Genomic DNA, 25,325 nt, shown 5'->3' with positions numbered 1-25,325 from the left:
CCGCGATCCGAGCGAACGCCCGGGGCGAGGAGCGATGGCACAGACGCAGCAGCCGGACGACGGCGGTGCCCGGGCGGACGGTGGGACCGGCGGGACGCCGAGGTTCCCCCAGCCCGGGAGCGGCGGGCCGCAGACCCCGGGCCGCGGCACCTCCGCCCCGATAGGCACGGTCGGTGACGGCCGCTACCGGCTGACCCACCGGCTCGGCCGGGGCGGCATGGCCGAGGTGTTCGCCGCCGAGGACATCCGGCTGGGCCGCACGGTGGCGGTCAAGCTGCTGCGCGGCGACCTGGCCCAGGACGAGGTCGCCCGGCTGCGCTTCACCCGCGAGGCGCACGCCGTCGCGGCGCTCAACCACCACTCGATCGTCTCGGTCTACGACACCGGCGAGGAGTACGTCGGGGACGAGTCCACGCCGTACATCGTGATGGAGCTGGTCGAGGGCCGCACCGTCCGCGAGCTGCTGGTGGACGAGGAGGCGCCGCCGGTCGACCAGGCGCTGATCATCATCGCCGGGGTGCTGGAGGCGCTCGCCTACAGCCACCGGCACGGGATCGTCCACCGCGACATCAAGCCCGCCAACGTGATCATCACCAACACCGGCGCGGTCAAGGTGATGGACTTCGGCATCGCCCGGGCGCTGACCGGCGGGGCCACCACGATGACCCAGACCGGCATGGTCATGGGCACCCCGCAGTACCTCTCGCCCGAGCAGGCGCTCGGCAAGCCGGTCGACCACCGCTCCGACCTGTACGCGGCCGGCTGCATGCTCTACGAGCTGCTCGCGCTGCGCCCGCCGTTCACCGGCGACACCCCGCTCTCGGTGGTCTACCAGCACGTCCAGGACATGCCGGTGCCGCCCTCGCAGGCCAACGGCCGGGTGCCGGCCAACCTCGACCCGCTGGTGCTGCGCTCGCTCGCCAAGAACCCGGACGACCGCTTCCAGGACGCCGACGAGTTCCGCGCGCACGTCCAGCACGCGCTGCGCGAGATGCACGGCGCCGGCCCCGGCTGGGTCGGCGACACCGGTGCCACCCAGGTGCTGCGGCCCGCCGACGAGACCGCGGCCACCGCGGCCTTCGGCGCGCTCGGCGCCGGCGACCGGACCTCGGTGCTGCCCTACTCCACCCCGGGCGGCCCGCACACCCCGGCGACGCCGTACCCGGGGGCCGGCGGCGGCCCGTACGGCGGTGGCGGCGCCGGCGGCGGAGACCACGAGGACGACGGCCGGCGGCGGCGCGGGCCGTGGGCCTGGGTGGCCGGCGCGGCCGCCGTGCTGCTCGCGGCCGGGATCGGCATGGCGGCGGCGTTCGGCGGCGAGGACAAGGGCACGAACACGCCCACGCCCCCCGCCTCGGTGGTCAGCACGACCGAGTCCACCGCGCCGACCCCGACCGGGTCGCAGAGCCAGCAGCCCACCACGCCCGCCACCAAGAAGTCGCAGCCGCCGACCGACAACGGCAGCTACGGCGGGACCGGCAGCGGCAACAACATGTCGCCGTCGCCGCGGCACACCCGGGAGCCGTCGCCGACCGCGACCGCCACCCACACGCCGACCGCCACCTCGTCGGCCACGGCCACGGGCGGGGCGACCTCGGCGCCGTCGACGCCGAGCGGGGGCGGCACGGCCTCCAACCCGCCGCCGCTGCCCACGGCGACGAGCAAGCCGACGCTCCCTGGGACCGGCAACTGACGGGTCAGTTGGCGAAGGCGTCCAGGACCTGCTCGTACTCCTGGCACCACCACGCCAGCTGGCCCGCCGAGGCGGGGTAGAGCGGGTCGGCCCGGTGGTCGGCCCGCTGGTAGCGCCACTGCAGCATCCAGAAGTCGTTCAGCCGCTCCCACCAGACCCGGTGGGCGGCGGCGGCCAGGTGCTCGGCGGTGGCGGCGCCGGTCGCCCGGTACGCCTGCGAGTAGCGGCGGACCCGGACCAGGTCGAGCACGCCGGACGCCCGGTCGTTGAACAGCAGGGTGGCGGCGCGGACGGCCTCCTCGGCGCGCGGCTGCGGGCCGAGCTTGTCCCAGTCCAGCACCGCCGCCACCGGTCCGCCGTCCCCGGCCGCGTCCCCGTCCGGGCCGGGGCCGTACAGCAGGTTGAGCCCGTGGAAGTCGCCGTGGGTCCAGCCGGTGGGCGGGGCGGCCTGCGGGGCCGGGCGGCGGTGGGCGTGTTCGGCGAGCAGTTCCAGCCGTTCCGTCAGGCGGCGGGCGGCCAGTGCGTCCAGGTCGCCGTGCGGGCGGTGCTCGCGGGCGCGGCGGCGCAGGTCGCGGGCGAGGTCGGCGCTGTCGGCCGGGTCGGCGCTGCGGTAGCCGGCGGGCTGGTCGAGCGGGGTGCACACGTCGTCGAGGGCGCCGTGCAGGTGGCCGAGCAGCGTGCCGAGCGCGTCGCACCGCGCCGGGGTCAGCTCGGTGCCGTGCCGGTGCCGGCCGTCGACCCAAGGGAACAGGGCGAACAGCCGGCCGTCCAGGGCGGCCACCGTGGCGGAGCTCCCGGTGCGGCTCAGCGGGGGTGCGACGGGCAGCCCGAGGGCCTGCAGGTCGGCCATCGCCCGGTGGTGGGCGAGGATCTTCGGGCGGGCGGCGGTGGCGGCGTCGACGTAGCACTTGAGGAAGTACGGGCCGGACTCCGCGGTGATCCGGTACCCCCGGTTCAGCAGACCCTCGGCGACCGGCTCGGCGGTCAGCAGGCGACCCACCGGGTAGCGGTCCAGGACCTCGGCGAGTGCGGCGTGCGGGACGGGCGGGCTGAGGGTTCCCATCGGTGGGGCGGAGAGATCGGGACGGGCCGGGGCACAGGCGAGGGTCTGGCTGAAAGTCACAGCCAGAGGTTATGGCCACCCGGTTGGGGTCCTTGACAAACTGTCAGATCTGTGAAGCGGTCCGATCAGTGCTGGTGGTCGGCCTGCCGCCGGGCGACGAAGGCCGCTGCCTGGGTCCGCCGCTCCATGCCCATCTTGGCGAGCAGACTGGAGACGTAGTTCTTCACCGTCTTCTCGGCCAGGTGCAACTCGTTGCCGATCTGACGATTGGTCATCCCCTCGCCGATCAGGTCGAGGATCCGCCGCTCCTGCCGGGTGAGCTGGGCCAGCCGTTGGTCCTCCTTCTCGCCGCCGTCGCGCAGCCGGGCGAGCACCCGGCTGGTGGCGACCGGGTCGAGCAGCGAGCGGCCGGCCGCGACATCCCGGACGGCGGTGATCAGGTCGGTGCCGCGGATCGCCTTCAGGACGTAGCCGGAGGCGCCCGCCATGATCGAGTCGAACAGCGCCTCGTCGTCCGAGAACGAGGTCAGCATGAGGCACTTGAGCTCCGGCATCCGGGACCGCACCTCGCGGCACACCTCGACCCCGTTGCCGTCCGGCAGCCGGACGTCCAGCACCGCGACGTCGGGGTGGACCGCCGGGATCCGGGACAGCGCCTCGGCGGCCGTGCCGGCCTCGCCGACCACCTCGATGTCGTCCTCGACCGAGAGGAGATCGTGTACGCCCCGCCGGACCACCTCGTGGTCGTCGAGCAGGAATACCCTGATATGTCCGTTCTGAGTCACGCCCAAAGCCTCCCATATCACCGTACGGCAGACCTATCGCCCGGTCCCCGGCACCGGCGGGATCCGGCCACACTCGACCGAAACCGATACCGAGAACCCCCTTACGTACGGGCGTCCGCCCGGATAGCGTGCGCTGGTGTCCTGAAGGCGCTCGAAATGAGAGCTGCGTCACGCCGACCGTCACCCCCACCCTTCCGACGGCGAGCCGAACGCGGCACCCTCGGGGTTGTGGACCCCGAACAAGTAGGACGTCCTAGCGCAAAAGCGCCGTGGGCGGACGCTGGGTAACGTTCTCGTGCGGGAGCGCCGTCGGATCAGGATCACCACCTGCCACGCAGTAGGTGCGCACACCCACGCGCGCCCCGCGAGGCGGTGACCGGACCGGTCACCGGCGACCCCGGGCGGCCGGACAGACCGAGGAGTGAACGTGACCGTCAAAAGCACGGCGAGGACCCGCAAGAAGGCGGCCCCCGCTGTCCCTGACACCCTCCGCGCCACGGGTACGGACGCCCAGCCGGAGCTCGTCCAGCTGCTCACGCCGGAAGGCGAGCGGGTCGAGCACCCGGAGTACCCCCTCACCGTGACCCCGGAGGAGCTGCGCTCCCTCTACCGCGACCTGGTGCTGGTGCGCCGGTTCGACGGGGAGGCCACCGCGCTCCAGCGCCAGGGCGAGCTCGGCCTGTGGGCCTCGCTGCTCGGCCAGGAGGCGGCCCAGGTCGGCTCCGGGCGCGCCATGCGCACCGGCGACTACGCGTTCCCCACGTACCGCGAGCACGGCGTGGCCTGGTGCCGCGACGTCGACCCGCTGAACCTGCTCGGCATGTTCCGCGGCGTGAACCACGGCGGCTGGGACCCGAACGAGAAGAACTTCCACCTGTACACCATCGTGATCGGCTCGCAGACCCTGCACGCCACCGGTTACGCGATGGGCATCACCAAGGACGGCGCCGACGACGCGGTGATCGCGTACTTCGGCGACGGTGCCTCCAGCCAGGGCGACGTCAACGAGGCCTTCACCTTCGCCTCGGTCTACAACGCCCCCGTGGTGTTCTTCTGCCAGAACAACCAGTGGGCGATCTCCGAGCCCACCACCACCCAGACCAAGATCCCGCTGTACCGCCGCGCCTCCGGCTTCGGCTTCCCGGGCGTGCGGGTCGACGGCAACGACGTGCTGGCCTGCCTCGCGGTCACCCGCTGGGCGCTCGACCACGCCCGCAGCGGCAACGGCCCGGTGCTGATCGAGGCCTTCACCTACCGGATGGGCGCGCACACCACCTCCGACGACCCCACCCGCTACCGGCTCGCCGAGGAGACCGAGGCCTGGAAGGCCAAGGACCCGATCCTGCGGCTGCGCACCCTCCTGGAGAAGGAGGGCCTGGCGGACGAGGAGTTCTTCGCCGCCGTCGACGCCGAGAGCGAGCAGTTGGGGCTGCGGGTGCGCGAGGGCGTGCGCAGCATGCCGGACCCGGACCCGACGCTGATCTTCGACCACGTGTACAGCGAACCGCACGCGCTGGTCGATGAGGAACGGGCCGAGTACGTCGAGTACGCGGCCTCCTTCGAGGCGGGGGAGAAGCACTGATGGCCGGCCAGCTCAGCATCGCCAAGGCGCTCAACGGGGCGCTGCGCAAGTCGCTGGAGAACGACCCGAAGACCGTCCTGATGGGCGAGGACATCGGCAAGCTCGGCGGCGTCTTCCGGATCACCGACGGCCTGCAGAAGGACTTCGGCGAGGACCGGGTCATCGACAGCCCGCTCGCCGAGTCCGGCATCGTCGGCACCGCGATCGGCCTCGCGCTGCGCGGCTACCGCCCGGTCGTGGAGATCCAGTTCGACGGCTTCGTCTACCCGGCCTTCGACCAGATCGTCTCCCAGCTGGCCAAGATGCACGCCCGTGCGCTGGGCCACGTCAAGATGCCGGTCACCGTCCGCATCCCCTACGCGGGTGGAATCGGCGCGGTCGAGCACCACAGCGAGTCGCACGAGGCGTACTTCGCGCACACCGCCGGCCTGCGGGTGGTCAGCCCGTCCAACGCGCACGACGCGCACTGGATGCTGCGCCAGGCCATCGAGTCCGACGACCCGGTGATCTTCCTGGAGCCCAAGCGCCGCTACTGGGACAAGGGCGAGGTCGGCGACGCCGCCGACCTGGGCCTGCACGACGCCCGGATCGTCCGCGCCGGCACCGACGCGACGCTGATCGCGTACGGCCCGATGGTGAAGACCTGCCTGGAGGCCGCCGCGGCCGCCGAGGAGGACGGCCGCCGCCTGGAGGTCGTCGACCTGCGCTCGCTCTCCCCGGTGGACTTCCGCACCCTGGAGGAGTCGGTCAAGCGCACCGGCCGGGCGATCGTGGTGCACGAGGCGCCGGTCTTCCTGGGCATGGGCGCCGAGCTCGCCGCCCGGCTGACCGAGAAGTGCTTCTACCACCTGGAGGCACCGGTCCTGCGGGTCGGCGGCTACTACGCGCCGTACCCGCCGTCCCGCGTCGAGGAGGCCTTCCTCCCCGACCTTGACCGCGTGCTCGACGCCGTCGACCGCGCGCTCGCGTACTGATCCCGGGGAGCGCAGATGACCACCGCAGTTCGCTCGCTCCGCGAGTTCAAGATGCCCGACGTGGGCGAGGGCCTCACCGAGGCCGAGATCCTCAGCTGGTACGTCAAGCCCGGTGACACCGTCACCGACGGGCAGGTCGTGTGCGAGGTGGAGACCGCCAAGGCGGCGGTCGAGCTGCCGATCCCGTTCAACGGGGTCGTCGAGCAGCTCTTCTTCCCCGAGGGCGCGACGGTCGACGTCGGCACCGTGATCATCTCGGTCGCGGTCGCCGGCGAGGCGGGGGCCGCTCCGGTCGCTGCTCCGGCTGCTCCGGCCGCCGCACCCGCTGCCGCTGCCGCGCCCGCCGCACCGGCCGAGCCGGAGCGCCGGGAGGTGCTGGTCGGGTACGGCCCGCGCACCGGCGGCACCCAGCGCCGGGCCCGCCGCACCACGACGACCACGGTCGCCGCGGCGCCCGCCGCGCCGGTCGTTCCCGCCGCCCCGGCGGCGCCGGTCGCCCCGGTCGCCCCGGTCGTTCCGGTGGCCGAAGTGCCGGTCGGCGAGCGGCCGTTGGCCAAGCCGCCGGTCCGCAAGCTGGCCAAGGACCTCGGCGTCGACCTCCGCGCGGTCACTCCGACCGGCGCGGGCGGCGTGATCACCCGCGAGGACCTGCACGCCTTCGCCGCGGCCCAGGCCGCGCCGGCGGCCGTGCCCGCTCCGGCCGTCGAGGCCGAGGCGGTCGCCGCGGTCGAGGCGCCGGTGGCGCTGCCGGTCTCCGCCGCCGGTGACGTCCGGGTGCCGATCAAGGGCGTCCGCAAGGCGACCGCGCAGGCGATGGTGGCCTCGGCCTTCACCGCCCCGCACGTCACCGAGTTCGTCCAGGTCGACGTGACCCGCACGATGAAGTTCGTCCGCCGGCTCAAGGAGAGCGGCGAGCTGGGCCGGGACGTCCGGGTCAGCCCGCTGCTGCTCGTCGCCAAGGCGCTGCTCACCGCGATCAAGCGGCACCCCGAGATCAACGCGCAGTGGGACGAGGCGGCCCAGGAGATCGTGGTCAAGGGCCAGGTGAACCTCGGCATCGCCGCGGCCACCCCGCGCGGCCTGATCGTCCCGAACATCAAGGACGCCGGGTCCAAGACCCTCGCGGGCCTGGCCGTCTCGCTCGGCGAGCTGGTCGAGACCGCCCGCCAGGGCAAGACCTCGCCGGCCGACATGCAGGGCGGCACCGTCACCATCACCAACGTCGGCGTCTTCGGCGTCGACACCGGCACCCCGATCCTCAACCCGGGCGAGGCCGCGATCCTCGCCTTCGGCGCGGTCCGGGAAATGCCGTGGGTGCACAAGGGCAAGGTCGTCCCGCGCCAGGTGACCACGCTGGCGCTCTCCTTCGACCACCGCCTGGTCGACGGCGAGCTCGGCTCCAAGGTGCTGGCCGACGTGGCCGGCCTGCTGGAGCAGCCGAAGCGGCTGATCACCTGGGGCTGACGGCCCCGGAGGAACGACCGAGGGGGCCCCGGTCCGCACCGCCGTGCGGACCGGGGCCCCTTCGTCGTACCCGGCCGCCGGCTACCGCTGGGGACGGAGCCGGCGGACGGCGATCAGGACGCCGGCGCCCAGGGCGAGCAGCACGGCGGAGGAGACGGCGAGGAAGGTGTTGTTCTCGGCGGCGCCGGTGTGCGCCAGCTCGGGGGTGCCCGCCGGCGCGGTGGTGGCCGGCGCGGCGGTCGGGGTGGCGGCCGGGGCCTTGGCGGGCTCTGCGGCCTTGGCGGCGGGGGCCGGGGTCCTGTCGGCGGCGGGCTCGGCCGGAGCGGGCTTGGCGGGCTTCTTGGTGGCCTCGGGCTTGGCCGGGGCGGCGGGCGCGGTCCTGGGGTGGGTGACCTTCACGGTGCGGAAGTCCCAGGACTCCAGCGTGGCCTTGTCGTTCCGGGCGTCCGTCACCAGGTTCAGCGAGGTCAGGCCCTTCGGGGCGTCGGGGGAGAGGGAGACCCGGAACATGAAGTTGGCGGCCCGGCCGTTGGACAGGGGCTGCGCCAGCGAGTCGGTGTCGACGTCGATCCCGATGCAGTCCACGTCGAGGTCCAGCGACTTCCAGGCGCCGTGCTGCATGACCTGGACACGGAGGTCCTTGGTGCGCAGGGGGACGCCCTGGGTGGCGGACGCCAGGGCGAAGTTCGGCGCGGTCCTGGCGACGTCGGCCCCGGTGAAGTTGGCGATCGACAGGCCGAACTCGGTCCAGCTGCCGTCCGCGGCGACGCTGTTGGAGTCGAAGGTCCGGAAGTCCGCGGACGGGACGGTCGGCTTCTCGACCTTGTGCGGGGTGCCGTACCGGGCGTCGCCGCAGGCCCAGGCGCTGCCGGCGCCGAGGACCTGGACGCCGCCGGCGAGGACGACGGTGGTGGCGAGGGCGGCGAGGCCGCGGCGGGCGGAGCGGGCGCGGTCGTTCTTCGCGAAACGGGTGATAGCGGACGTGCGCATGACGTGACTCCCCAGGGTCATGTGACTGACGGTGTGTGGTGAAGACGACCGGCCCCGCTCCTCCTGAGCGGAAGCGCCCCCCGGCTCTGCCGGTCTCGCTCTCCGTGCCTTCACCCTGATGGACGTCCATCCCCGCCGGGGGTTGCAGGTGGGTTGAAAAGTTTTTTCGGGAGTCTTCGAGCGGGCTTCGGGATACTGCCGGAATGACGGATGAACTGACGATCCGACCGAGGACGACGCCGGTCGGGAACGGGGAACGTCGGTCGCTGCGACGGGACGTGTCGGGGCCGGCCCTGCTGGCCGGGCTGGTGTGCGTCGCGGTGTCCTTCTCGGGGCCGCTGGTGGTGGTGCTCGCGGCGGCGAAGGCCGGGCGGCTGGACGAGGCGCACACCGCGTCCTGGATCTGGGCGGTGGCGATCGGCAGCGGGGTGAGCGGCTTCGCGCTGAGCTGGTGGACCCGGACACCGGTGGTCACCGCCTGGTCGACCCCGGGCGCCGCGCTGCTGGTGACCAGCCTCGGCTCCTACCCGTACCGGGAGGCGGTGGGGGCGTTCCTGGTGAGCGCGGTGGTGGTGACGCTGTTCGGGGTCACCGGCTGGTTCGGCCGGCTGATCGCCGCCGTGCCGGTGGGGATCGTGAACGCGATGCTGGCCGGCATCCTGTTCTCCTTCGGCGCCGGGATCTTCGGCGCCGTGCACAGCGCCCCGGTGCTGGTGGTGGGCGCCTTCGCCGCCTTCCTGCTGGCCAAGCGCCTCGCGCCCCGGTACGCCGTCCCGGTCGCGCTGCTGGCCGGCGGGGTGCTGGCGGCGCTCACCGTCGGGCTCCCGCTGCACCTGGGCTCGGGCGGGCCGACCGTGCCGGTGCTCACGGCGCCGGCGTTCTCCGGCGCGGCCCTGGTCGGGCTGGCGCTGCCGCTCACGATCGTCGTGCTGGCCTCGCAGAACGCGCCGGGCCTCGGGGTGATGCGGGCCTTCGGCTACCGGGCGGACGACCGGCTGCTGATCGGCTCCACCGGCGCGATGTCGCTGCTGATGGCGCCGTTCGGCTCGCCCGGGGTGAACCTGGCGGCGATCACGGCGGCGATCTGCTCGGGCCCGGAGGCCCATCCTGACCCGAGCCGCCGGTATGTCGCGGGGATGTCCTCGGGTGTGGGGTACGTGCTGGTGGGCAGCTTCGGCGGGGTGCTGGTGAGCCTGTTCACCGGGCTGCCGAAGGAACTGGTCGCGGTGATCGCCGGGGTCGCGCTGCTCGCCTCGCTGCAGGGCAGCCTGGCGGCGGCGGTCGCGGAGGAGCGCGGGCGGGACGCGGCGGTGGTGACCTTCCTGGCGAGCGCCTCGGGGATGAGCCTGTTCGGCATCGGCTCGGCGTTCTGGGGGCTGCTCTTCGGGCTGGGGACGCACCTGGTGCTGGACTACCGGAGGAAGTGAGCGGGGGAGAGGTTGGTATGACTGGCAGGATCCGGATCGTTCGGCCAGGTCGGTGACATTTGCGTCGTCCGGTAGGGGCGACACGCCGGGCCGGGTACGTCTCCGCTCCCCCACCCGGGCGACACCGGGTGACCGGAACCCCGAGGACGCACCCGTATGCCGCCTGGCAACCCTGGCCGTCTCGTCCGGAGTCTGGCCGCCCTGGTCCTGGTGTCCACCGCCGTACTCCCGGCCGCGCTGGAGCTGGCCGGCCCGTCGCCGTTCGGGGTGATCGGGCCGGGCGCCCCCGCGGACCGGGCCGCGCCGCCGCACCAGGCGCTGCGCGCCGACCTGCGGGCCCCGGCCGCCGCCCCCACCTTCGACATACGCCGCACCGGGGACCCGGCCAACCGGATCACCCTGGTCCTGCTCGGCGACGGCTACACCGCCGCCGACCAGGAGCTGTTCCGCCAGCAGGCCGACAAGGCCTGGCACGCCCTGATGGACATCGAGCCGTTCCGCACCTACCAGGGCTTCTTCAACATACGGCGGGTCGAAGTGGTCTCCGAGGCCTCCGGGATAGCCGAGACCGAGACCCGCGGGCGCAACCCGTCGACCCCGCTCGGCATGCACTTCTGGTGCGAGGGCACCGCCCGGCTGCTGTGCGCCGACGAGGGCGCCACCGCCCGCTACGCCGGGGACAGCGCCGGGCCGCAGTACCTGATCGCGCTCGCCAACTCCGCCGAGTACGGCGGCGCCGGCGGCACCGGGGTGACCACCCTGGCCGGCGGCAGCCCGGACGCCGGGCGGATCATCCAGCACGAGATCGGGCACACCGTGGGGGACCTGGGGGACGAGTACGACAGCGCCCCCGACGACGCCGACTACCCGAACCTCTCCACCCTCAACGCCGACGACATGCGCAAGAAGCAGACCAAGTGGTGGCGCTGGCTGGGCGCCGAGTCCCCGGACGGCGGCGGGACGATCGGGGCGTACCGCAGCGCCAACGGCCTCTACCGGCCCACCCAGGACTCGGTGATGCGCACCCTGGGCAGCGCCTACAACCTGCCCTCGCGCGAGGCGATCATCGAGGAGCTGTACCGCAAGGTCCGGCCGACCGATCCGCCGGCGCCCGCCCCCGGCGAGGTGGCCGGGCGGCCCCGGCTGGACGTCCGGCCGCTGCCGCTGACCGGCGCGCGGCAGCTCAGGGTGGAGTGGAAGCTGGACGGCGCGCCGGTGCCGCCGCAGGCCGTGGACGGCGGCCGGCTGGACACCGCGCTGCTGGACCTGGAACCGGGCCGGACGGCCACCGTGACCGCGACGGTGCGGGACACCACCGACTGGGTCCGGGACGAGGCCTTCCGGGACAAGTACATGACCCGTTCGGTCTCCTGGACGCTGACCGGTTGACGCCGGTCCGGCGGATCCCGGGCGCCCCCTCGCTGGGCATCCCATCATGGGATGACTAGTCTGGACGGACTATGACCGTGGAGCCAGCCCGTTCAGTCCCGTCCCTGTCCGTCCCCGCTCCCCGATCCACCGCCGAGCCCCCGGCCGTCCCGGCGGCGCCCCCCGGTGGGCGCGCCGCCTGGCTGGCCTGGTCCATCGGCGTCAGCGTCTACGTCCTCGCCGTCATCCACCGCACCAGCCTCGGCGTGGCCGGCCTGGACGCCGCCGACCGCTTCGGCATCGGCGCCTCGGCGCTCTCCACCTTCTCCATCCTCCAGGTGCTGGTCTACGCGGCCATGCAGATACCGGTCGGCCTGCTCGTCGACCGGTACGGGCCCCGCAAGGTGCTGCTGCTCGGCGTCCTGCTGCTCAGCACCGGGCAGCTGGCCTTCGCCTTCAGCTCCTCCTTCGGCCCCGCGCTCGCCTCCCGGGCCGTGCTCGGCTGCGGCGACGCCATGACCTTCATCAGCGTGCTGCGGATCGCCGCCCGGTGGTTCCCGGCGGCGAAGAACCCCTTCGTCGCGCAGCTCACCGGCCTGGTCGGCATGGGCGGCAACCTGATCACCACCGTGGTCCTCGCCCAGGCCCTGCACAGCGAGGGCTGGACGCCCACCTTCACCGCGATCGCGCTGCTCGGCGTCGCGGTGTTCGCGCTGGTCGCGCTCTTCCTGCGGGAGGTGCCTGCGGCGGGGGCGCATCCTGTTGACCGCGTTGTCGAACGGCCGAGGATCGGCCGTCAGGTCCGCGCCTGCTGGCGGGAACCGGGCACCCGGCTGGGCCTGTGGATCCACTTCACCACCCAGTTCCCCGGCAACACCTTCGGCCTGCTCTGGGGCATGCCCTACCTGATCCAGGCCCAGGGCCTCTCCCGGGCCGAGGCTGGCGGGCTGCTCACCCTGCTCGTCCTCGCCAACATGACCGCCGGCTTCGTCTTCGGCCGCATCCTCTCCCGCACCGCCCGCGCCCGGATGCCGATCGTGCTCACCGTCATCGGCGCCACCGCGCTCGGCTGGGCCCTGGCCCTGGCCTGGCCCGGCGGCCACCCGCCGATGTGGCTGCTGGTCGCGATCGTCGTGGTGATGGGCAGCAACGGCCCCGCCTCGCTCGTCGGCCTCGACTACGCCCGCGCCCGCAACCCGGTCGAACGCCTCGGCACCGCCTCCGGCATCGTCAACATGGGCGGGTTCATCGGCACGGTGATCACCCTCCTCGGCGTCGGCGTCCTGCTGGACGCCCTCACGCCGGAAGGCACCGCCGGGTATCCGGCCGATGCCTTCCGATGGGCGTTCTGCTGGCAGTACGTCCCGATGGTGGTGGGGACGCTGATGATCCTCCGGCTGCGCCGGAGGGTTATGGACTCGAAGCCGTAGGCATTCTGACCTGCGGAAACGCGATTAGCCTTCCTTTGAGGAAGGGTATTCCGCTAACCCTCCATCGAGTGGATGGTCAGCGCCTGTACTCCCTGATGAACTCGGCCATCTGCATGGCTGTTCCATAGACGCGGCTGATCTGGCCGACCTTCACTTCCGCGTACATGAGCCCGTGGCTCGGCGTGGGCTCGGGGACGGGCGCGGGCCGGGCCTCGCGCCGCATGCGGATCAGGTCCACCAGCTTCAGCTTCGGGCAGCCCGGGACGATCCGGCTGCCCCGGATGCCGACCCGCTCCCCGCCCGGGCAGGCGAAGTACGCGCCGAAGGGCGGCCCGCTGTCCTCCTCCCGGGTCGGCAGGTGGAGGATCATCTCCCCGTGCCGGCAGTGGACCGTCCCGTCCGAGTGGACGGTCAGGCCGGGCCAGTCCTCGTGGTCGATCTCCGCGACGATCTGCACCTGCTGGCCGATCGCCTCGGCCAGGGTCTCCGCCATCCGCCGCTGCTGGGTGGGGATGTCGGTGTCCCCTCGGCGAACGGAGGGGAGCAGGTCGCGGGCGACCCACTCCTGGAACGGCTTGGCGTTGGACTTCTTCGACCTCATGACGAGGAGGTAGAGCCCCGCCTCGCTGATGAGGTTGAGGAATGGGTTTCCGCGTACGGGGCCATTCCCACCTGCGGAAACGCCGTATGCCTCACTTGAAGTGAGGCATACCGAGCGCATGTCGATGGTGCGCGTGTCCTTGGGATCCACGATCTTGCTGGCCCAGCTCGGGTTGCTCCGGGCCAGGATCGTGCAGACATCCATGGTCGCGAACCACGGCTCCCCGTCGATCATCACGACCCTGATCGGCTGCCCCGTGACCGGGAAGCTCGACCGGACCAACACCATCTCTGCCTGTTCGTCGTCCATGGGGACGTTCCTCCTTCTTCCGAGCGATGGCTGGACTGCCCGGAACAACGAGGTCGAACGGGTGATGTACCCGGTGCCTGATTGACGTATGGATGCACGGGTCGTACCGACCCGGCGTGCGGTCGTGCGTGTACGCCGGGTGGTGCGCGCCCCGGCTCAGATGGTGACGGCGAAGTTGGACAGGATGCGCTCGGCGAGCTCCTTGTCGCCGTCGACGGTGACCGGGCCGGGGCGGCCGCGGCCGCAGGCGAGGCGGAGGTAGGTCTCCCAGTCCATGGTGAGCTGGACGTCCGGGGCCAGGCTGATGGACTCGTCGACGGTGCCGTGCCCGGCGGCGTCGACGCGGACGGTGCGCAGGAACTCGACCGGGCCGGTGACGTCCAGCACCACGGTGGTCCCGGCCGGGGCGCCGGCCTTGTCGGCGACGGCCTTCGGCAGCTGCGGCAGCAGGAAGTCCCGGGTGATCAGGGCGCCGGGGGAGTCGAGGTTGCCCGGGGTGTGGAGGGCGCGGCGCAGGTCCTGCTCGTGCACCCAGACGTCGAAGACCCGGATCCGCAGCAGCTGGTGGTACGGGACGTCTCTGGCGAGCGGGCCGAGCGGCAGCCGGACCAGGTCCTCGGGGCCCTGCTTGGCGTTGCGCAGCGCGCGGGCACGGCGGATGACCGTGTACTCCAGCTCGCTGGTCATCTCCAGCGCGGTGTGGCAGCGGCGCTTGTCCACCGGCAGTTCGACGTAGCGGGCGAAGTCGCTGGTGACGTGGCGCAGGTCGCGGGGCAGCGAGTGGATCGGGCGCGGGTCGCCGAGCAGTTCGGACTCGATGGCGATGATGTGCGCGACGATGTCCCGGACGGACCAGCCGGGGCATTCGGTGGGCCGGTTCCAGGAGCCCTCGGGGAGTGGGGCGACCAGCTCCGATATGGACTCGATGCTGTGCGTCCACGCCTCGATGTAAGCCTGCACGGTCTGGTTGTCCGTCACGGGAATTCTCCGGCCCTCCGTCAGCTTCCTCGCCACCTGCGCCCGGTCCGTACCCCGTCCGTGGGGTCGGCCGGGGATTGGTCCGGCTTCCGGGCGCACGCGCTAACCGCACGTTACGCTGCCGGGAGACAGCAAGGCAGCGCTTTCGGGTGACGATCGTAGGTCTCTTGTCGTGGACGGTGGTACTGTGCGCGCTTCATTGATCCAACTCGCGGTCTCCGCCGCCGAGCCGCCGGCCGAGCGGAGGGCCCGGGCGGCCACCCTGGTCCGGGCCCAGCAGGGCGCCGACCTGGTGGTCCTGCCGGAGCTGTGGCCGCTCGGCGGCTTCGCGTACGACCTCTGGTCGGAGGGGGCCGAGACGCTGGACGGGCCGACCTCGGACGCGATGGCGGCGGCGGCGCGGGCGGCCGGGGTGTGGCTGCACGCGGGTTCGATCGTCGAGCGCGATCCGGACGGGCCGATCTACAACACCTCGCTGGTGTTCGCCCCGGACGGCGAGCTGGTGCACACCTACCGCAAGATCCACCGCTTCGGGTTCGACAGCGGCGAGGCGGTGGTGATGGGCGCCGGGCAGGAGATCGTCACCGCGCCCACCGAGTTCGGCACGCTGGGCCTGGCCACCTGCTACGACCTGCGCTTCCCGGAGCTGTTCCGGGCGCTGCTGGACGCGGGCGCGCAGCTGCTGGTCGTCCCGGCGGCCTGGCCGGCCCGGCGGCGCGAGCACTGGACGCTGCTGGCCCGGGCCCGGGCGGTGGAGGAGCAGTGCTTCGTGCTGGCCTGCAACACGGCCGGGACGCACGGCGGGGTGGAGCAGGCCGGGCACAGCATCGTGGTGGACCCGTGGGGCCGGGTGCTGGCGGAGGCGGGGGCGGGGGAGCAGGTGCTGACCGTCGAGTTCGACCCGGCGGAGGTGGGCAAGGCGCGCGAGGAGTTCCCGGTGCTGCGGGACCGCCTGCTGGGGATCCCGGCGCCGGTCCAGCGGTAGGCGCGGGCCTGCCGGGGCTCGCCGGGGCTCGCCGGGGCCGGATCGGAGCCGGATCGGGGCCGGACTGGAGCCGGACCGGGGGCCGGTTCGGGGGGTTGGTTCGTACCTGCCCGCTCCGGGTTTGAGAAGATGAGCATTCGTCGTGTTCTCCGCCGCTCCACGGCCGGTCCGCCGAGGGTCGGCCCGGTCGGCCCACCCGCGAGGAGGTCGCGCGCATGTCCGTCCACGGCGCAGGCGACACCCGCCCCGTCATCCACCGCAACAGCCTGCGCGAGCAGATCGCCGGCGCCCTGCGCGAGGAGATGATGGCCGGCCGACTGGCGGCCGGCCGCAACTTCACGGTCAAGGAGGTCGCCGAGATGTACGGGGTCTCGGCGACCCCGGCCCGGGAGGCGCTGGTCGACCTCGGCGCCCAGGGCCTGCTGCGGACCGAGCACCACCGCGGGTTCACCGTCCCCGAGCTGTGCTGGGACGACTTCCTGGAGATCTTCGAGTCCCGGGTGCTGATCACCGACAGCTTCCACCGGCAGTTCGCCACCGGCCGGGCGCTGCCCGACCTGTCCCGGCTGGAGCCGCTGCGCCGCCGGGCGGACGCGGCGGTGCGGGCCTCCCGGGCCGGGAACCTGGACGTGATGGTGGGCTGCGACCGCCGGTTCTGGCAGGAGGTCGCCGCCCTGCTCGGCAACCGCCGGATCGGCGAGTACCTGGACTGGCTGCGGGTGCAGTCCTGGATGTTCGCCGCGCGCTACCTGCGGGAGCTGCCGAGCCTGGCCGGGGTCTGCTGGGACGGCCACCCGGACCTGGTCGACGCGATCGAGGCCGGCGACCTCGTCGGCGCGCACCGGATCATCTGCGCCTACAACCTGGCCACCGTCCGGATGCTGGCCGAGCGGGCCGGGCGGCCGCTGGAGTCGGTGACGGTGCTGGGCCTGCTCGTCGAGCAGGTGGACGGCCCGGAGCAGGCGCCGCCGACCGCCCCGCCGGAGTCCGGGCCCGAGCCGCAAGCACCTCAGCCCGAGTTCCAGTCCGAGTCCCAGCCCGGGTCCCCGCCCGAGCCGGGCCGCTCCGGGCGGCGGTCGAGGGCCGGCGACGAGCTCGGCCGGGAGCTGGGCCGCGAGCTGGGCCTGGGCCTCGGCCTGGTCCCGCAGCCGCGCACGGTGCCGTACGGGCGGTTCGGCAGACGGCTGCCGGAGTCACCCCCGGAGGCACCGCGGGGACGGCCCGGTCCGCACCGGACGCCGGGCCGGTAGGGTGGGCGGTCGTCGAACCGGGCGCCGCGCGAGGCGGTCGTCCGGGTACCGACCCGTCCCCGTCGTCGCCCCGCCCCGCGGGCGATCCCGCCGCCCGGAGAGGAACTGCCGGCCATGGCCTGCGACCTCTGGCTCGTCCCGCTGGTGGACGTGCTGAGCCACAGCCCCGACAACCCCTTCCGGGACGATCTCGCGCTCTACAACGCGGCGTTGGCCGCGCACGGGCTGCCCGAGGTGCCGGTCTACCAGTACGTCCCAGGGCTCAGCGGCGCGGTCGAGCCGATAGCCGCGTTCGATTACGACTCGCTGCACTTCCTGCGCCGCGCCTACCTGTTGGGTCTGACCGGCCTGGACATCACCCCGGTCGACTCGCTCGGCGGCGACTACGAGCAGCTGCTGGAGATGTTCGAGAGCACCGCCGAACAGTCGCACCTGGTCTGGCACTTCGACCACGCGGGCGCGTACGTGCCGATCGAGTTCGCGGTGCCGCTGGTGGACGACGCGCTGCTGGCCGGTGGCGGCCCGCTCGGCTCCAGCCACGGGCTGCTGCGCGAACTGCAGGCCGTGGCACCGGCCCTGGGCATAGACCCGGCCAGCCCGCCGGACCCGACCCGGCCGCTCGGCCCGACCGGCCTGGAGCAGCCGTTCGGGCCGCCGATCGACGACGTGCACCCCTTCGCCCGGGAGCGGCACGCCTGGTCAGGCCTGTACGCGGCGGCGATCCGCAGCGTCGCCCAGGGCTCGATGATCGTCTTCGCCTGAGCCCCTAGCTTCGAGCTCCGAGCCCCTAGCCCTGAGCCCCGAGCCCTTTCCGGCACACCTACCGCAGCGGCCCCTCCGGCGGCCGCTGGCGCGGCATGGTGGGCCTGGTCCCCGGCGGCGGCAGCACCCGCACCTGGGCGCCGCCGCCGGTCTCGCTGCGCCCGCCCCAGGTCCCCGGGGCCTGGGTGGGCAGCTGGGTCATCGAGGCGCGGAACTCCAGCATCCACTCCGAGGTCTCGGTGCGGACCATGTCCGACACGTCCTCGCAGAACCGGCGCAGCACCCCGAGGCAGCGCTCGGCGGCCTCGCCCGCGGTGCCCTCGGTCGGGCCGAGCACCTCGCGCACGCACTCCGACGCCCAGTCGAACTGGAAGGCCTCCAGGCGGCGTTGCAGCGCCTGGGCGGTGGAGACGTCCCGCATCCAGCCGGAGGTCAGGCCGAAGCCCCGGTCGGTGCCGTAGCAGGCGGCGGCGAGCGCGAAGCCGACGTAGCCCCAGCTGGTGCCGTGCGCGAGGGTTCCGGTCAGGTCGATCAGCGGGGCGGTCGCCCCGCCGATCGCGAAGCCGGCCGTGCCGAACCGCAGCAGACGGGCCCAGCGGCGCTTCCATACCCGGTCGCGGCGGTACCAGTCGATCGCCTCGACCGCCCGCTCCTCGGACCAGCGGTACAGCTCCTCCAGCCGCTCGGCGGGCTCGCCCCAGTCCCCGAGCGGGAACTGGCGGGTGCTCAGATCGGTCCGGCGTCGGGTGGAGGCCCGGCGGGCGACGGCGGCGGCAGGCTGGTCCTCCTCACCGATCTCCTTGGCCCAGGCACTCTCCTCGGGCTGCATTTCCGGCTGGCTCACCTGTGGGGCTCCCTGTGGCGGGCGGACTGCTGGGGGCTGGCGGCGCACCGGCTGACGTGGCGTCTGCCGGTGGTTGTCCAACAGCACTTCTTACCGCCAAATGGCTGACCGTGGGACGCTTCCCCGGTGATCGTTACCGGATTCCGCCACCGGAACCCGAGGTGAGCGGGTTGCGCGAGTCGGCGGGATTTCACCCGTCCGAGGGAGGCCCCGGTGACCCGCCGTCCTGACCCGGACACCCGCCGCTGACCGGGCCGGCCCCGGCTCGGAGGATCCTCCGACGTCGTGGGCGTACGGACCGCTTCCGACTGGAGGATCGGACGGGACCGGAGGACGGCCTGAACCGGCCACCGACTATTCTTGGCGAGCGTGAAGGTCCTCGTCATCGGCGGCGGCGCCCGCGAACACGCCCTGTGCCGCTCTCTGTCCCAAGATCCCGCCGTGACCGAGCTGCACTGTGCCCCGGGCAACGCCGGGATCGCGCAGGTGGCGACGGTCCACCCGGTCGACCAGCTGGATGGCGCGCAGGTCAGCGCGCTGGCCCGGCGGCTCGGCGCCGAACTGGTCGTGGTCGGCCCGGAGGCCCCGCTGGTGGCCGGCGTCGCCGACGCGGTGCGCGCGGCCGGCATCCCGGTGTTCGGCCCGTCCGCCGCGGCCGCCCAGCTGGAGGGCTCGAAGGCCTTCGCCAAGGACGTGATGGCCGGGGCCGGCGTCCCGACCGCCCGCTCCTACGTCTGCACCACCGCGGAGGAGGCCGCCGCCGCGCTGGACGCGTTCGGCGCGCCGTACGTGGTCAAGGACGACGGCCTGGCGGCCGGCAAGGGCGTCGTGGTCACCTCCGACCGCGCGGAGGCGCTGGCGCACGCCGCCTCCTGCGAGCGCGTGGTCATCGAGGAGTACCTGGACGGCCCCGAGGTCTCGCTGTTCGCGATCACCGACGGCACCACCGTGCTCCCGCTGCAGCCCGCGCAGGACTTCAAGCGCGCGCTGGACGGCGACGAGGGCCCCAACACCGGCGGCATGGGCGCCTACTCGCCGCTGCCCTGGGCCCCGGCGGGGCTGGTCCAGGAGGTCCTGGAGAGCGTCCTGCAGCCGACCGTCGACGAGCTGCGCCGCCGTGGCACCGAGTTCTCCGGCCTGCTGTACGCGGGCCTGGCGCTCACCTCGCGCGGCACCCGGGTGATCGAGTTCAACGCCCGCTTCGGGGACCCGGAGACCCAGGTCGTGCTGGCCCGGCTGCGCACCCCGCTGGCCGGCGTCCTGCTGGCCGCGGCCGAGGGCACCCTGGACCAGCTGGAGCCGCTGCGCTGGGACGAGGGCGCGGCCGTCACCGTGGTCGTCGCCTCCGATGGCTACCCGGCCGCGCCGCGCACCGGCGACCCCATCGAGGGCCTGGCCGAGGCCGAGGCGGACGGCACCGCGTTCGTGCTGCACGCCGGTACCAGGGCGGGCGAGGACGGCCAGGTGCTGAGCGCCGGCGGCCGCGTCCTGTCGGTCACGGCGACCGGCGCGGACCTCGCCGAGGCGCGCGAGCGCGCCTACGCGGCGGTCGGCCGGATCTCCCTGAAGGGCGGGCAGCACCGCACCGACATCGCGCTGAAGGCCGCCACCGCGTAGGCGGCCGCGTCCGTCCGAGGGCGCTGCGTCCGTGGGGTCAACCCCCATGGACGCAGCGCCCTCGGCGTTTCCGGGGCGGGGGCGGCCACGGGCCTGTCTCTTGGACCCTTGCCGGGCGTGCGACGCCGGGGCACGCACCTCGCCGCGTTGTCGTCGGTCGCCAATGCTCCGCAGTGGCTCCCTCCTCCGCCTTGCGATGCACGCACCCCAACGCCGCACGCTGATCCGACAAAATCCAAGAGACAGGCCCACGGCGGGCGGCGCACCGTCCGGCGGCCGGATTCCAGCCCATCGGGTGACAGCGTCCGCATCCGGCTGACGCAACCGGCCGCCCGGCCTTATGGTGCGCCTGATCGCGTTGCGCGGGGTCCGTGCGCTGGGGCGCCGCCGGGTAGCGGCGCGCCCGCGGGGGGATGCTGGACGGCGTCCGGCCGGGTGCTCGCCCGGGTGCTTCGCACCGGACCGGTCGTCGGCTCCCCGGGTGACGGCGGCGGTGTTCGGGCGCCGTCACCGGGACGAGTGGAAACCGGGACCATCCGGAACGCCCGCCCGGGGCGGCGCGTCGAGAATGTCAGTAGCGCCACACAGCTTGTCCTGACGCAGCTCGTACTACCGGGATCGGACTCCTCCGCTCCCGGTCGGAACTGATCGTTTCGAGTCGGCTCGGGCCCCGTCGCCGGGCGCCCGAGGGCTCCGAAGGGGGTGCCGCACCGTATGGCCGCAGTCGACACCGCGCGCGCTCACGCCCAGGTGGTCCTGCGGGTCCGGGGCCTGGCCCTGGCCGCCGCCGCCCTGCCCGCCGCCGTCGCGGCCGTGCTGCTCGCCGGCCGGTTCACCGGCCGGATCGGCGCACCCGGCGCCGCGGACGCCGCCGGGTGGGACGCCGTCCGCTGGGTGGTCTGCGCGGTCGCCGCGCTGGCCCTCCTGGTGGCCGGCCTGACCGCCCGCGCCTACCGCAGGGCCGTCCCGCCGCGCATCCCGGCCGTCCCGCTGGAACGCGTCGAGGCCCCCGAGCTGTACCGGCTGATCGACGAGCTGGCCGACCGGCTGGAGGTGCCCGCCCCCTCGGCCATCGCGCTCACCCCGGACTGCGACAGCTGGCTGGAGGACGTCCCGCCCGCCGGCCGGCAGCACGAGCCGCCCGCGCCGGTGCTGGTGATCGGCTCGCCGTTCCTGTGGTGGATGCGGGCCGGCGAGCTGCGCGCCCTGCTGGCACCGGTGGTGGCCGGCACCGCCGCCTCCGCCGATCCGGAGATCGCCGCCGCCCGCCGCTTCCTGCGCAGCCTGGACGCCAGCCTCGACTCCGGCCGGGGCGGCGCCCCCGGCCTCGGCGGCGCCCCCGCCGTCGAACCCGCCGCTCCCCGGCGCGGCCCCGCCGCCCTCGCCGACCGGCTCACCCGGCCGATCACCCGCCGGCTGCTCGGCGCCTGCCGCGGCCACGCCGCCGAGCTGGAGCGGTCCGTCGCGGCCCGGGCCTCCGAGCAGGCCCGGGCGGTCGACTACGGCCTCCGGATAGCCGCCCAGGAGCAGGTCGGCCTGGCCTACGCCGGCTGGGACCGCCTGCTCACCCGGGTCGCGCTGCCCGCCTGGCGGCTCGGCCGCCACCCCGCGCACCTCAACGCCGGTGTGGCCGCCGCGCTCACCGAGCTGTCCCGCCGCGACCGGCTGGCGGACGGCTACGGCACCCGGCTCGGCGACCGCCCGGCCTGCGACCTGCTGGAGGAGCCCGGCGCCGTCGACCGCGCGGTCTCCCGGCTCGCCGCCGAACTGTTCTTCGGCCGCCCGCCGGCCGGCAGCTGGCACGAGCTGGAGTGGACCGACTACCCGGCCGACGTGGTGGACGCCGGCTGGCGGGCCGGCGCCGCCGCCCTGCAGACCGCCCTGGACCGGCTCGCCCCGCAGTCCCGCCCCGGCGCCCCCACCCTGACCCGGCTGCTGGTCCGGCTCGCCGAGGGCGACGGCGAACGGCTGGCCGCCGCGCTCGCCGCCCAGCTTGCCCGCACCACCGCCCCGGCCCCGCTGCTCGAACCCGACCGCACCGGCCGCGACCTGCTGGTCGACCACGTCACCGCGATGGTCTGCTGCGCCGCCGTGGACACCGCGGGCGGCGCCCCCGGCCTGGACTGGCTGGACGGCCCGGTGCTGCTGCTCGGCGGCGTCCGCCGCACCGACCTGGCCGGCCCGGTCGCCCAGGCCGTCGAACAGGGCCAGGACGGCCCGCTGCGCGCCTGGCTGGACGCCGCCGACGTCCGCCTGGAGAAGCCGGTCCGGCTGTAGTGCCGGCCGGCGGCAGGCACCGGCCCGGGCGGCGCTCGACGGCTCCGTACGCGCCCCCGGGCGGTCCGGCGGGCGGGCGTCCGCGCAGGCCGGAGGCCCTGCCCGGGCGGGCCGCGAGATTCCCCGCACCAATTGCGACCGCGGGGTGACGCGGCGCCGACGCGGTGTGGTGTATTAGACCGCACGCACATCCGGGGGGCACGTGCCAACCGGGCCCCGGGAGCCGAAGCGCGCGCCGGTGTCGAACGCGACGGGCGGCGGGCGAGCGCCGGAGCGTGGGGGTGCCTCCCGGCCGCCGGGGCCGGGGGAGGGCGTCGGCACCGGATCAGGAGCGCCCGGGGGGCGAGCGAGGAATCACGGAAGTGCACCTGGGAGGGCGCGTGGGCTCGGAACTCAATCGCCGCTGGGAGTCCGGAACGCACGCCTACAGCGTCTCCGACCCCTTCGGGCAGGGCCCGCTGCCCTGGCTGCGCAGCCCCGAGGAGTACCTGGACGCCGAGGGCAGCGTGCCCTGGTACGTCTCGGTGGACGCCCCCGGCCAGCAGCCGCTGGCGGCCGGTGGCCGCCCCGTGCCGCCGGTCGGCACCCCGCGCAGCTCCAACGACGTGGACCAGCAGATCAAGGGCTTCGCCTCGGCCGGGGTGATCCGCCCCGGCGGCTCGGTGGACTTCCGGGTCACCGTCAACCCGCCCCGCGAGTTCTCCGTCGACGTCTACCGGATCGGCCACTACGGCGGCGACGGCGCGCGCCACATGACGACAAGTCCGCTGATCTCCGGTCTGGTCCAGCCCGCCCCGCTGGTCGTCGAGCGGACCGTCTCCTGTCACCACTGGTGGCACTCCTGGCGGTTGCAGATCCCGACCCACTGGCAGCCCGGCGCGTACGTCGCGGTGCTGACCACCGCCGACATGCTGCACCGCAGTCACATCCCGTTCACCGTCCGGGACGTCGCCGAGCAGGAGCACGCCGCCGAACTCCTCCTGGTGCTCCCGGACGTGACCTGGCAGGCGTACAACCTGTTCCCCGAGGACGGCCGCAGCGGCGCCAGCCTCTACCACGCCTGGGACGGCCGGGGCGGGCTGGTCGGCGAGGCGGACGCGGCCGTCACGGTCTCCTTCGACCGCCCGCACGCCACCGCCGGGCTGCCGCTGCACGTCGGCCACGCCTACGACTTCATCCGCTGGGCCGAGCGCTACGGCTACGACCTCTCCTACGCCACCGCCACCGACCTGCACGCCGGCCTGGTCGACCCGGCCCGGCACCGGGCGCTGGTCTTCCCCGGCCACGACGAGTACTGGTCCGAGCCGATGCGCCGGGCCGCCGAGCGGGCCCGGGACGGCGGCACCTCGCTGGTGTTCCTGTCCGCCAACACCATGTACTGGCGGGTCGAGCTGACCCCGGCCGCCTCCGGCGAGCCCAACCGGCTGCTCAACTGCCGCAAGCGACAGAAGGCCGGGCCCGGCAGCCCGGCCGCGGGGGCCTCCGGCGCGGCCAGCGCGCTGTGGCGGGACGCCGGGGAGCCCGAGCAGCACCTGCTCGGCGTGCAGTACTCGGGCCGGGTCGCCGCACCCGTCCCGCTGGTCGCCCGGCACACCGCGCACTGGCTCTGGGACGGCACCGGGCTGCAGGAGGGCGACGAACTGCCCGGCCTGGTCGCGGGCGAGGCCGACCGGTACTACCCGAAGGTGGCGCTGCCCGAGTACACCGAACGGGTGCTGCTGGCGCACTCGCCGTACCAGGACCTCGCCGGCCGCACCCGCTTCCAGGAGACCTCGCTGTACCGGGCGCCCAGCGGCGCCTACGTCTTCGCGGCCGGCACCTTCGCCTGGTCGCCCGCGCTGGACCGCCCGGGCCTGACCGACGAGCGGGTCCAGCGGGCCACCGCCAACCTGCTGGACCGGCTCTGCAAGAACTGACCGGCGGCGGGCGTGAAAGACTGCGGGGGCAGTGACCTCCCCTTTCGCGGTGCCCCACGCCCGTGAACGACCCCTGAGGACTGAGAACACCTTGAGCGGTTTTGTCACCAAGCCCGAGCCCGTCCAGGTCCCCGGCCTGGTCCACCTGCACACCGGGAAGGTGCGTGACCTCTACCGCACCGAGTCGGGCGAGCTGGTGATGGTCGCCAGCGACCGGATGTCCGCGCACGACTGGGTGCTGCCGAACGAGATCCCGGACAAGGGCCGCGTCCTCACCCAGCTCTCGCTGTGGTGGTTCGAGCGGATCGCCGACATCGTGCCCAACCACGTGATCTCCACCGAGGTCCCGGTCGGCGCCCCGGCCGACTGGAAGGGCCGCACGCTGATCTGCAAGAGCCTGGACATGATCCCGGTCGAGGCGGTCGCCCGCGGCTACCTGGCCGGCTCCGGCCTGACCGAGTACGAGGAGACCCGTACGGTCTGCGGCATCGCGCTGCCGGAGGGCCTGGTCAACAGCTCCGAGCTGCCCGCCCCGATCTACACCCCGGCGCTCAAGGCCGCGGTCGGCGAGCACGACGAGAACGTCCCCTACGAGGAGACCGCCCGCCGGATCGGCGCCGAGTTGGCCGCCCAGGTGCGCCGCACCACTCTGGACGTCTACGGCCGGGCCCGGGACATCGCCCGCGACCGGGGGATCATCCTGGCCGACACCAAGTTCGAGTACGGCCTGCTGGACGGCGAGCTGATCATCGGCGACGAGGTGCTCACCCCGGACTCCTCCCGCTACTGGCCGGCCGACGAGTACCAGCCGGGCCGCTCGCAGGCCTCCTTCGACAAGCAGCTGATCCGCGACTGGCTGGTCTCCCCGGCCTCCGGCTGGGACCGCTACAGCGAGCAGCCGCCGCCGGAGCTGCCGGCCGAGCTGGTCGAGCGGACCCGGGCCCGGTACATCGAGGTGTACGAGCGGCTGACCGGCACCAGCTGGGTCTGACCCGAACGCCCGCGGGCGC

At 73.9% G+C, this 25,325-nt stretch carries 20 protein-coding genes; 14 read left to right on the top strand and 6 right to left on the bottom strand.

All coding sequences use genetic code 11. The features are described 5' to 3' along the window. Positions 1 to 34 precede the first annotated feature (34 nt). A complete protein-coding gene (locus VM95_RS04570) occupies positions 35 to 1,693 on the top strand; it encodes a protein kinase domain-containing protein (RefSeq protein ID WP_063773450.1) in 1,659 nt (552 codons plus the stop codon). A gap of 4 nt (positions 1,694 to 1,697) precedes the next feature. Here VM95_RS04570 and VM95_RS04565 read toward each other — a convergent pair whose 3' ends face one another. Next, positions 1,698 to 2,756, bottom strand: a complete 1,059-nt coding sequence (locus tag VM95_RS04565; protein ID WP_045692696.1) for a phosphotransferase — start codon at positions 2,754 to 2,756, stop codon at positions 1,698 to 1,700. A 125-nt stretch (positions 2,757 to 2,881) separates the two neighbouring features. After that, the gene (locus VM95_RS04560) at positions 2,882 to 3,541 is read right to left on the bottom strand and encodes a response regulator (protein WP_045692695.1); all 660 of its coding nucleotides are present in this window, start codon (positions 3,539 to 3,541) and stop codon (positions 2,882 to 2,884) included. A 427-nt stretch (positions 3,542 to 3,968) separates the two neighbouring features. On the opposite strand from VM95_RS04560, the gene pdhA reads away from it, so the two are divergent. The 3 genes from pdhA to VM95_RS04545 are packed head-to-tail and all read left to right on the top strand — an operon-like array spanning position 3,969 to position 7,561. After that, a complete protein-coding gene (gene pdhA, locus VM95_RS04555) occupies positions 3,969 to 5,123 on the top strand; it encodes a pyruvate dehydrogenase (acetyl-transferring) E1 component subunit alpha (RefSeq protein ID WP_045692694.1) in 1,155 nt (384 codons plus the stop codon). Beyond that, complete coding sequence (locus VM95_RS04550) at positions 5,123 to 6,097, top strand: alpha-ketoacid dehydrogenase subunit beta (RefSeq protein WP_045692693.1); 975 nt, start codon at positions 5,123 to 5,125, stop codon at positions 6,095 to 6,097. The genes pdhA and VM95_RS04550 overlap by 1 nt, the downstream gene beginning before the upstream one ends. A gap of 15 nt (positions 6,098 to 6,112) precedes the next feature. Beyond that, positions 6,113 to 7,561 carry a dihydrolipoamide acetyltransferase family protein gene (locus VM95_RS04545; RefSeq protein ID WP_045692692.1) on the top strand — a complete coding sequence of 483 codons (1,449 nt, stop codon included), beginning with the start codon at positions 6,113 to 6,115 and terminating at the stop codon, positions 7,559 to 7,561. A gap of 81 nt (positions 7,562 to 7,642) precedes the next feature. Here the strand turns inward: VM95_RS04545 and VM95_RS04540 are convergent, their stop codons facing one another. After that, positions 7,643 to 8,551: a hypothetical protein gene (locus VM95_RS04540; protein ID WP_045692691.1), complete on the bottom strand. Its 909-nt coding sequence runs from the start codon at positions 8,549 to 8,551 to the stop codon at positions 7,643 to 7,645. 203 nt (positions 8,552 to 8,754) lie between these two features. On the opposite strand from VM95_RS04540, the gene VM95_RS04535 reads away from it, so the two are divergent. From VM95_RS04535 to VM95_RS04525, 3 genes are all read left to right on the top strand, one after another. Beyond that, positions 8,755 to 9,978, top strand: a complete 1,224-nt coding sequence (locus VM95_RS04535) for a benzoate/H(+) symporter BenE family transporter (protein ID WP_045692690.1) — start codon at positions 8,755 to 8,757, stop codon at positions 9,976 to 9,978. Between the two features lie 156 nt (positions 9,979 to 10,134). Further along, complete coding sequence (locus tag VM95_RS04530) at positions 10,135 to 11,367, top strand: M64 family metallopeptidase (RefSeq protein ID WP_078859598.1); 1,233 nt, start codon at positions 10,135 to 10,137, stop codon at positions 11,365 to 11,367. 71 nt (positions 11,368 to 11,438) lie between these two features. Beyond that, positions 11,439 to 12,776 carry an MFS transporter gene (locus tag VM95_RS04525; protein WP_045692689.1) on the top strand — a complete coding sequence of 446 codons (1,338 nt, stop codon included), beginning with the start codon at positions 11,439 to 11,441 and terminating at the stop codon, positions 12,774 to 12,776. A 76-nt stretch (positions 12,777 to 12,852) separates the two neighbouring features. On the opposite strand, the gene VM95_RS41225 is transcribed toward VM95_RS04525, so the two are convergent. Both VM95_RS41225 and VM95_RS04515 read right to left on the bottom strand, forming a co-directional pair. Next, the gene (locus tag VM95_RS41225; RefSeq protein ID WP_045692688.1) at positions 12,853 to 13,686 is read right to left on the bottom strand and encodes a BRO-N domain-containing protein; all 834 of its coding nucleotides are present in this window, start codon (positions 13,684 to 13,686) and stop codon (positions 12,853 to 12,855) included. A 156-nt stretch (positions 13,687 to 13,842) separates the two neighbouring features. Then, positions 13,843 to 14,664: a maleylpyruvate isomerase family mycothiol-dependent enzyme gene (locus tag VM95_RS04515; RefSeq protein ID WP_045692687.1), complete on the bottom strand. Its 822-nt coding sequence runs from the start codon at positions 14,662 to 14,664 to the stop codon at positions 13,843 to 13,845. Positions 14,665 to 14,851: 187 nt separating this feature from the next. Between VM95_RS04515 and VM95_RS04510 the strand changes: the two genes are divergently transcribed. The 3 genes from VM95_RS04510 to VM95_RS04500 all read left to right on the top strand — a co-directional run bounded on the left by VM95_RS04510 (position 14,852) and on the right by VM95_RS04500 (position 17,661). Continuing rightward, entirely contained in the window at positions 14,852 to 15,649 is a 798-nt protein-coding gene (locus tag VM95_RS04510; RefSeq protein ID WP_045692686.1) for a carbon-nitrogen family hydrolase, read from the top strand. 215 nt (positions 15,650 to 15,864) lie between these two features. Then, entirely contained in the window at positions 15,865 to 16,899 is a 1,035-nt protein-coding gene (locus tag VM95_RS45420; protein WP_063773449.1) for a GntR family transcriptional regulator, read from the top strand. A 114-nt stretch (positions 16,900 to 17,013) separates the two neighbouring features. Beyond that, entirely contained in the window at positions 17,014 to 17,661 is a 648-nt protein-coding gene (locus tag VM95_RS04500) for a hypothetical protein (protein WP_045692685.1), read from the top strand. Between the two features lie 58 nt (positions 17,662 to 17,719). Here the strand turns inward: VM95_RS04500 and VM95_RS04495 are convergent, their stop codons facing one another. After that, positions 17,720 to 18,505: an SLATT domain-containing protein gene (locus VM95_RS04495; protein ID WP_045692684.1), complete on the bottom strand. Its 786-nt coding sequence runs from the start codon at positions 18,503 to 18,505 to the stop codon at positions 17,720 to 17,722. A 369-nt stretch (positions 18,506 to 18,874) separates the two neighbouring features. Between VM95_RS04495 and purD the strand changes: the two genes are divergently transcribed. From purD to VM95_RS04475, 4 genes are all read left to right on the top strand, one after another. Continuing rightward, a complete protein-coding gene (gene purD, locus VM95_RS04490; RefSeq protein ID WP_045692683.1) occupies positions 18,875 to 20,122 on the top strand; it encodes a phosphoribosylamine--glycine ligase in 1,248 nt (415 codons plus the stop codon). A 714-nt stretch (positions 20,123 to 20,836) separates the two neighbouring features. After that, positions 20,837 to 22,399, top strand: coding sequence for a M48 family metalloprotease (locus VM95_RS04485; protein ID WP_045692682.1), 1,563 nt, complete (start codon positions 20,837 to 20,839; stop codon positions 22,397 to 22,399). Between the two features lie 380 nt (positions 22,400 to 22,779). Further along, positions 22,780 to 24,315 carry a N,N-dimethylformamidase beta subunit family domain-containing protein gene (locus VM95_RS04480; RefSeq protein WP_045692681.1) on the top strand — a complete coding sequence of 512 codons (1,536 nt, stop codon included), beginning with the start codon at positions 22,780 to 22,782 and terminating at the stop codon, positions 24,313 to 24,315. Positions 24,316 to 24,406: 91 nt separating this feature from the next. After that, positions 24,407 to 25,306, top strand: a complete 900-nt coding sequence (locus VM95_RS04475) for a phosphoribosylaminoimidazolesuccinocarboxamide synthase (protein WP_045692680.1) — start codon at positions 24,407 to 24,409, stop codon at positions 25,304 to 25,306. Positions 25,307 to 25,325: the final 19 nt, after the last annotated feature.

It is taken from the genome of Streptomyces rubellomurinus, from assembly GCF_000961885.1.
In the GTDB taxonomy this organism is placed as follows: domain Bacteria; phylum Actinomycetota; class Actinomycetes; order Streptomycetales; family Streptomycetaceae; genus Kitasatospora; species Kitasatospora rubellomurina.
This window is presented reverse-complemented; position numbering and strand designations above follow the sequence as displayed.

Excerpts from the sequence above, each read along its gene's own strand:
- VM95_RS04570 (WP_063773450.1), top strand. The coding sequence starts at position 35 with ATGGCACAGACGCAGCAGCCGGACGACGGCGGTGCCCGGGCGGACGGT.
- VM95_RS04565 (WP_045692696.1), bottom strand. The coding sequence starts at position 2,756 with ATGGGAACCCTCAGCCCGCCCGTCCCGCACGCCGCACTCGCCGAGGTC.
- VM95_RS04550 (WP_045692693.1), top strand. The coding sequence starts at position 5,123 with ATGGCCGGCCAGCTCAGCATCGCCAAGGCGCTCAACGGGGCGCTGCGC.
- VM95_RS04545 (WP_045692692.1), top strand. The coding sequence starts at position 6,113 with ATGACCACCGCAGTTCGCTCGCTCCGCGAGTTCAAGATGCCCGACGTG.
- VM95_RS04540 (WP_045692691.1), bottom strand. The coding sequence starts at position 8,551 with ATGCGCACGTCCGCTATCACCCGTTTCGCGAAGAACGACCGCGCCCGC.
- VM95_RS04535 (WP_045692690.1), top strand. The coding sequence starts at position 8,755 with ATGACGGATGAACTGACGATCCGACCGAGGACGACGCCGGTCGGGAAC.
- VM95_RS04530 (WP_078859598.1), top strand. The coding sequence starts at position 10,135 with ATGCCGCCTGGCAACCCTGGCCGTCTCGTCCGGAGTCTGGCCGCCCTG.
- VM95_RS04525 (WP_045692689.1), top strand. The coding sequence starts at position 11,439 with ATGACCGTGGAGCCAGCCCGTTCAGTCCCGTCCCTGTCCGTCCCCGCT.
- VM95_RS41225 (WP_045692688.1), bottom strand. The coding sequence starts at position 13,686 with ATGGACGACGAACAGGCAGAGATGGTGTTGGTCCGGTCGAGCTTCCCG.
- VM95_RS45420 (WP_063773449.1), top strand. The coding sequence starts at position 15,865 with ATGTCCGTCCACGGCGCAGGCGACACCCGCCCCGTCATCCACCGCAAC.
- VM95_RS04500 (WP_045692685.1), top strand. The coding sequence starts at position 17,014 with ATGGCCTGCGACCTCTGGCTCGTCCCGCTGGTGGACGTGCTGAGCCAC.
- VM95_RS04485 (WP_045692682.1), top strand. The coding sequence starts at position 20,837 with ATGGCCGCAGTCGACACCGCGCGCGCTCACGCCCAGGTGGTCCTGCGG.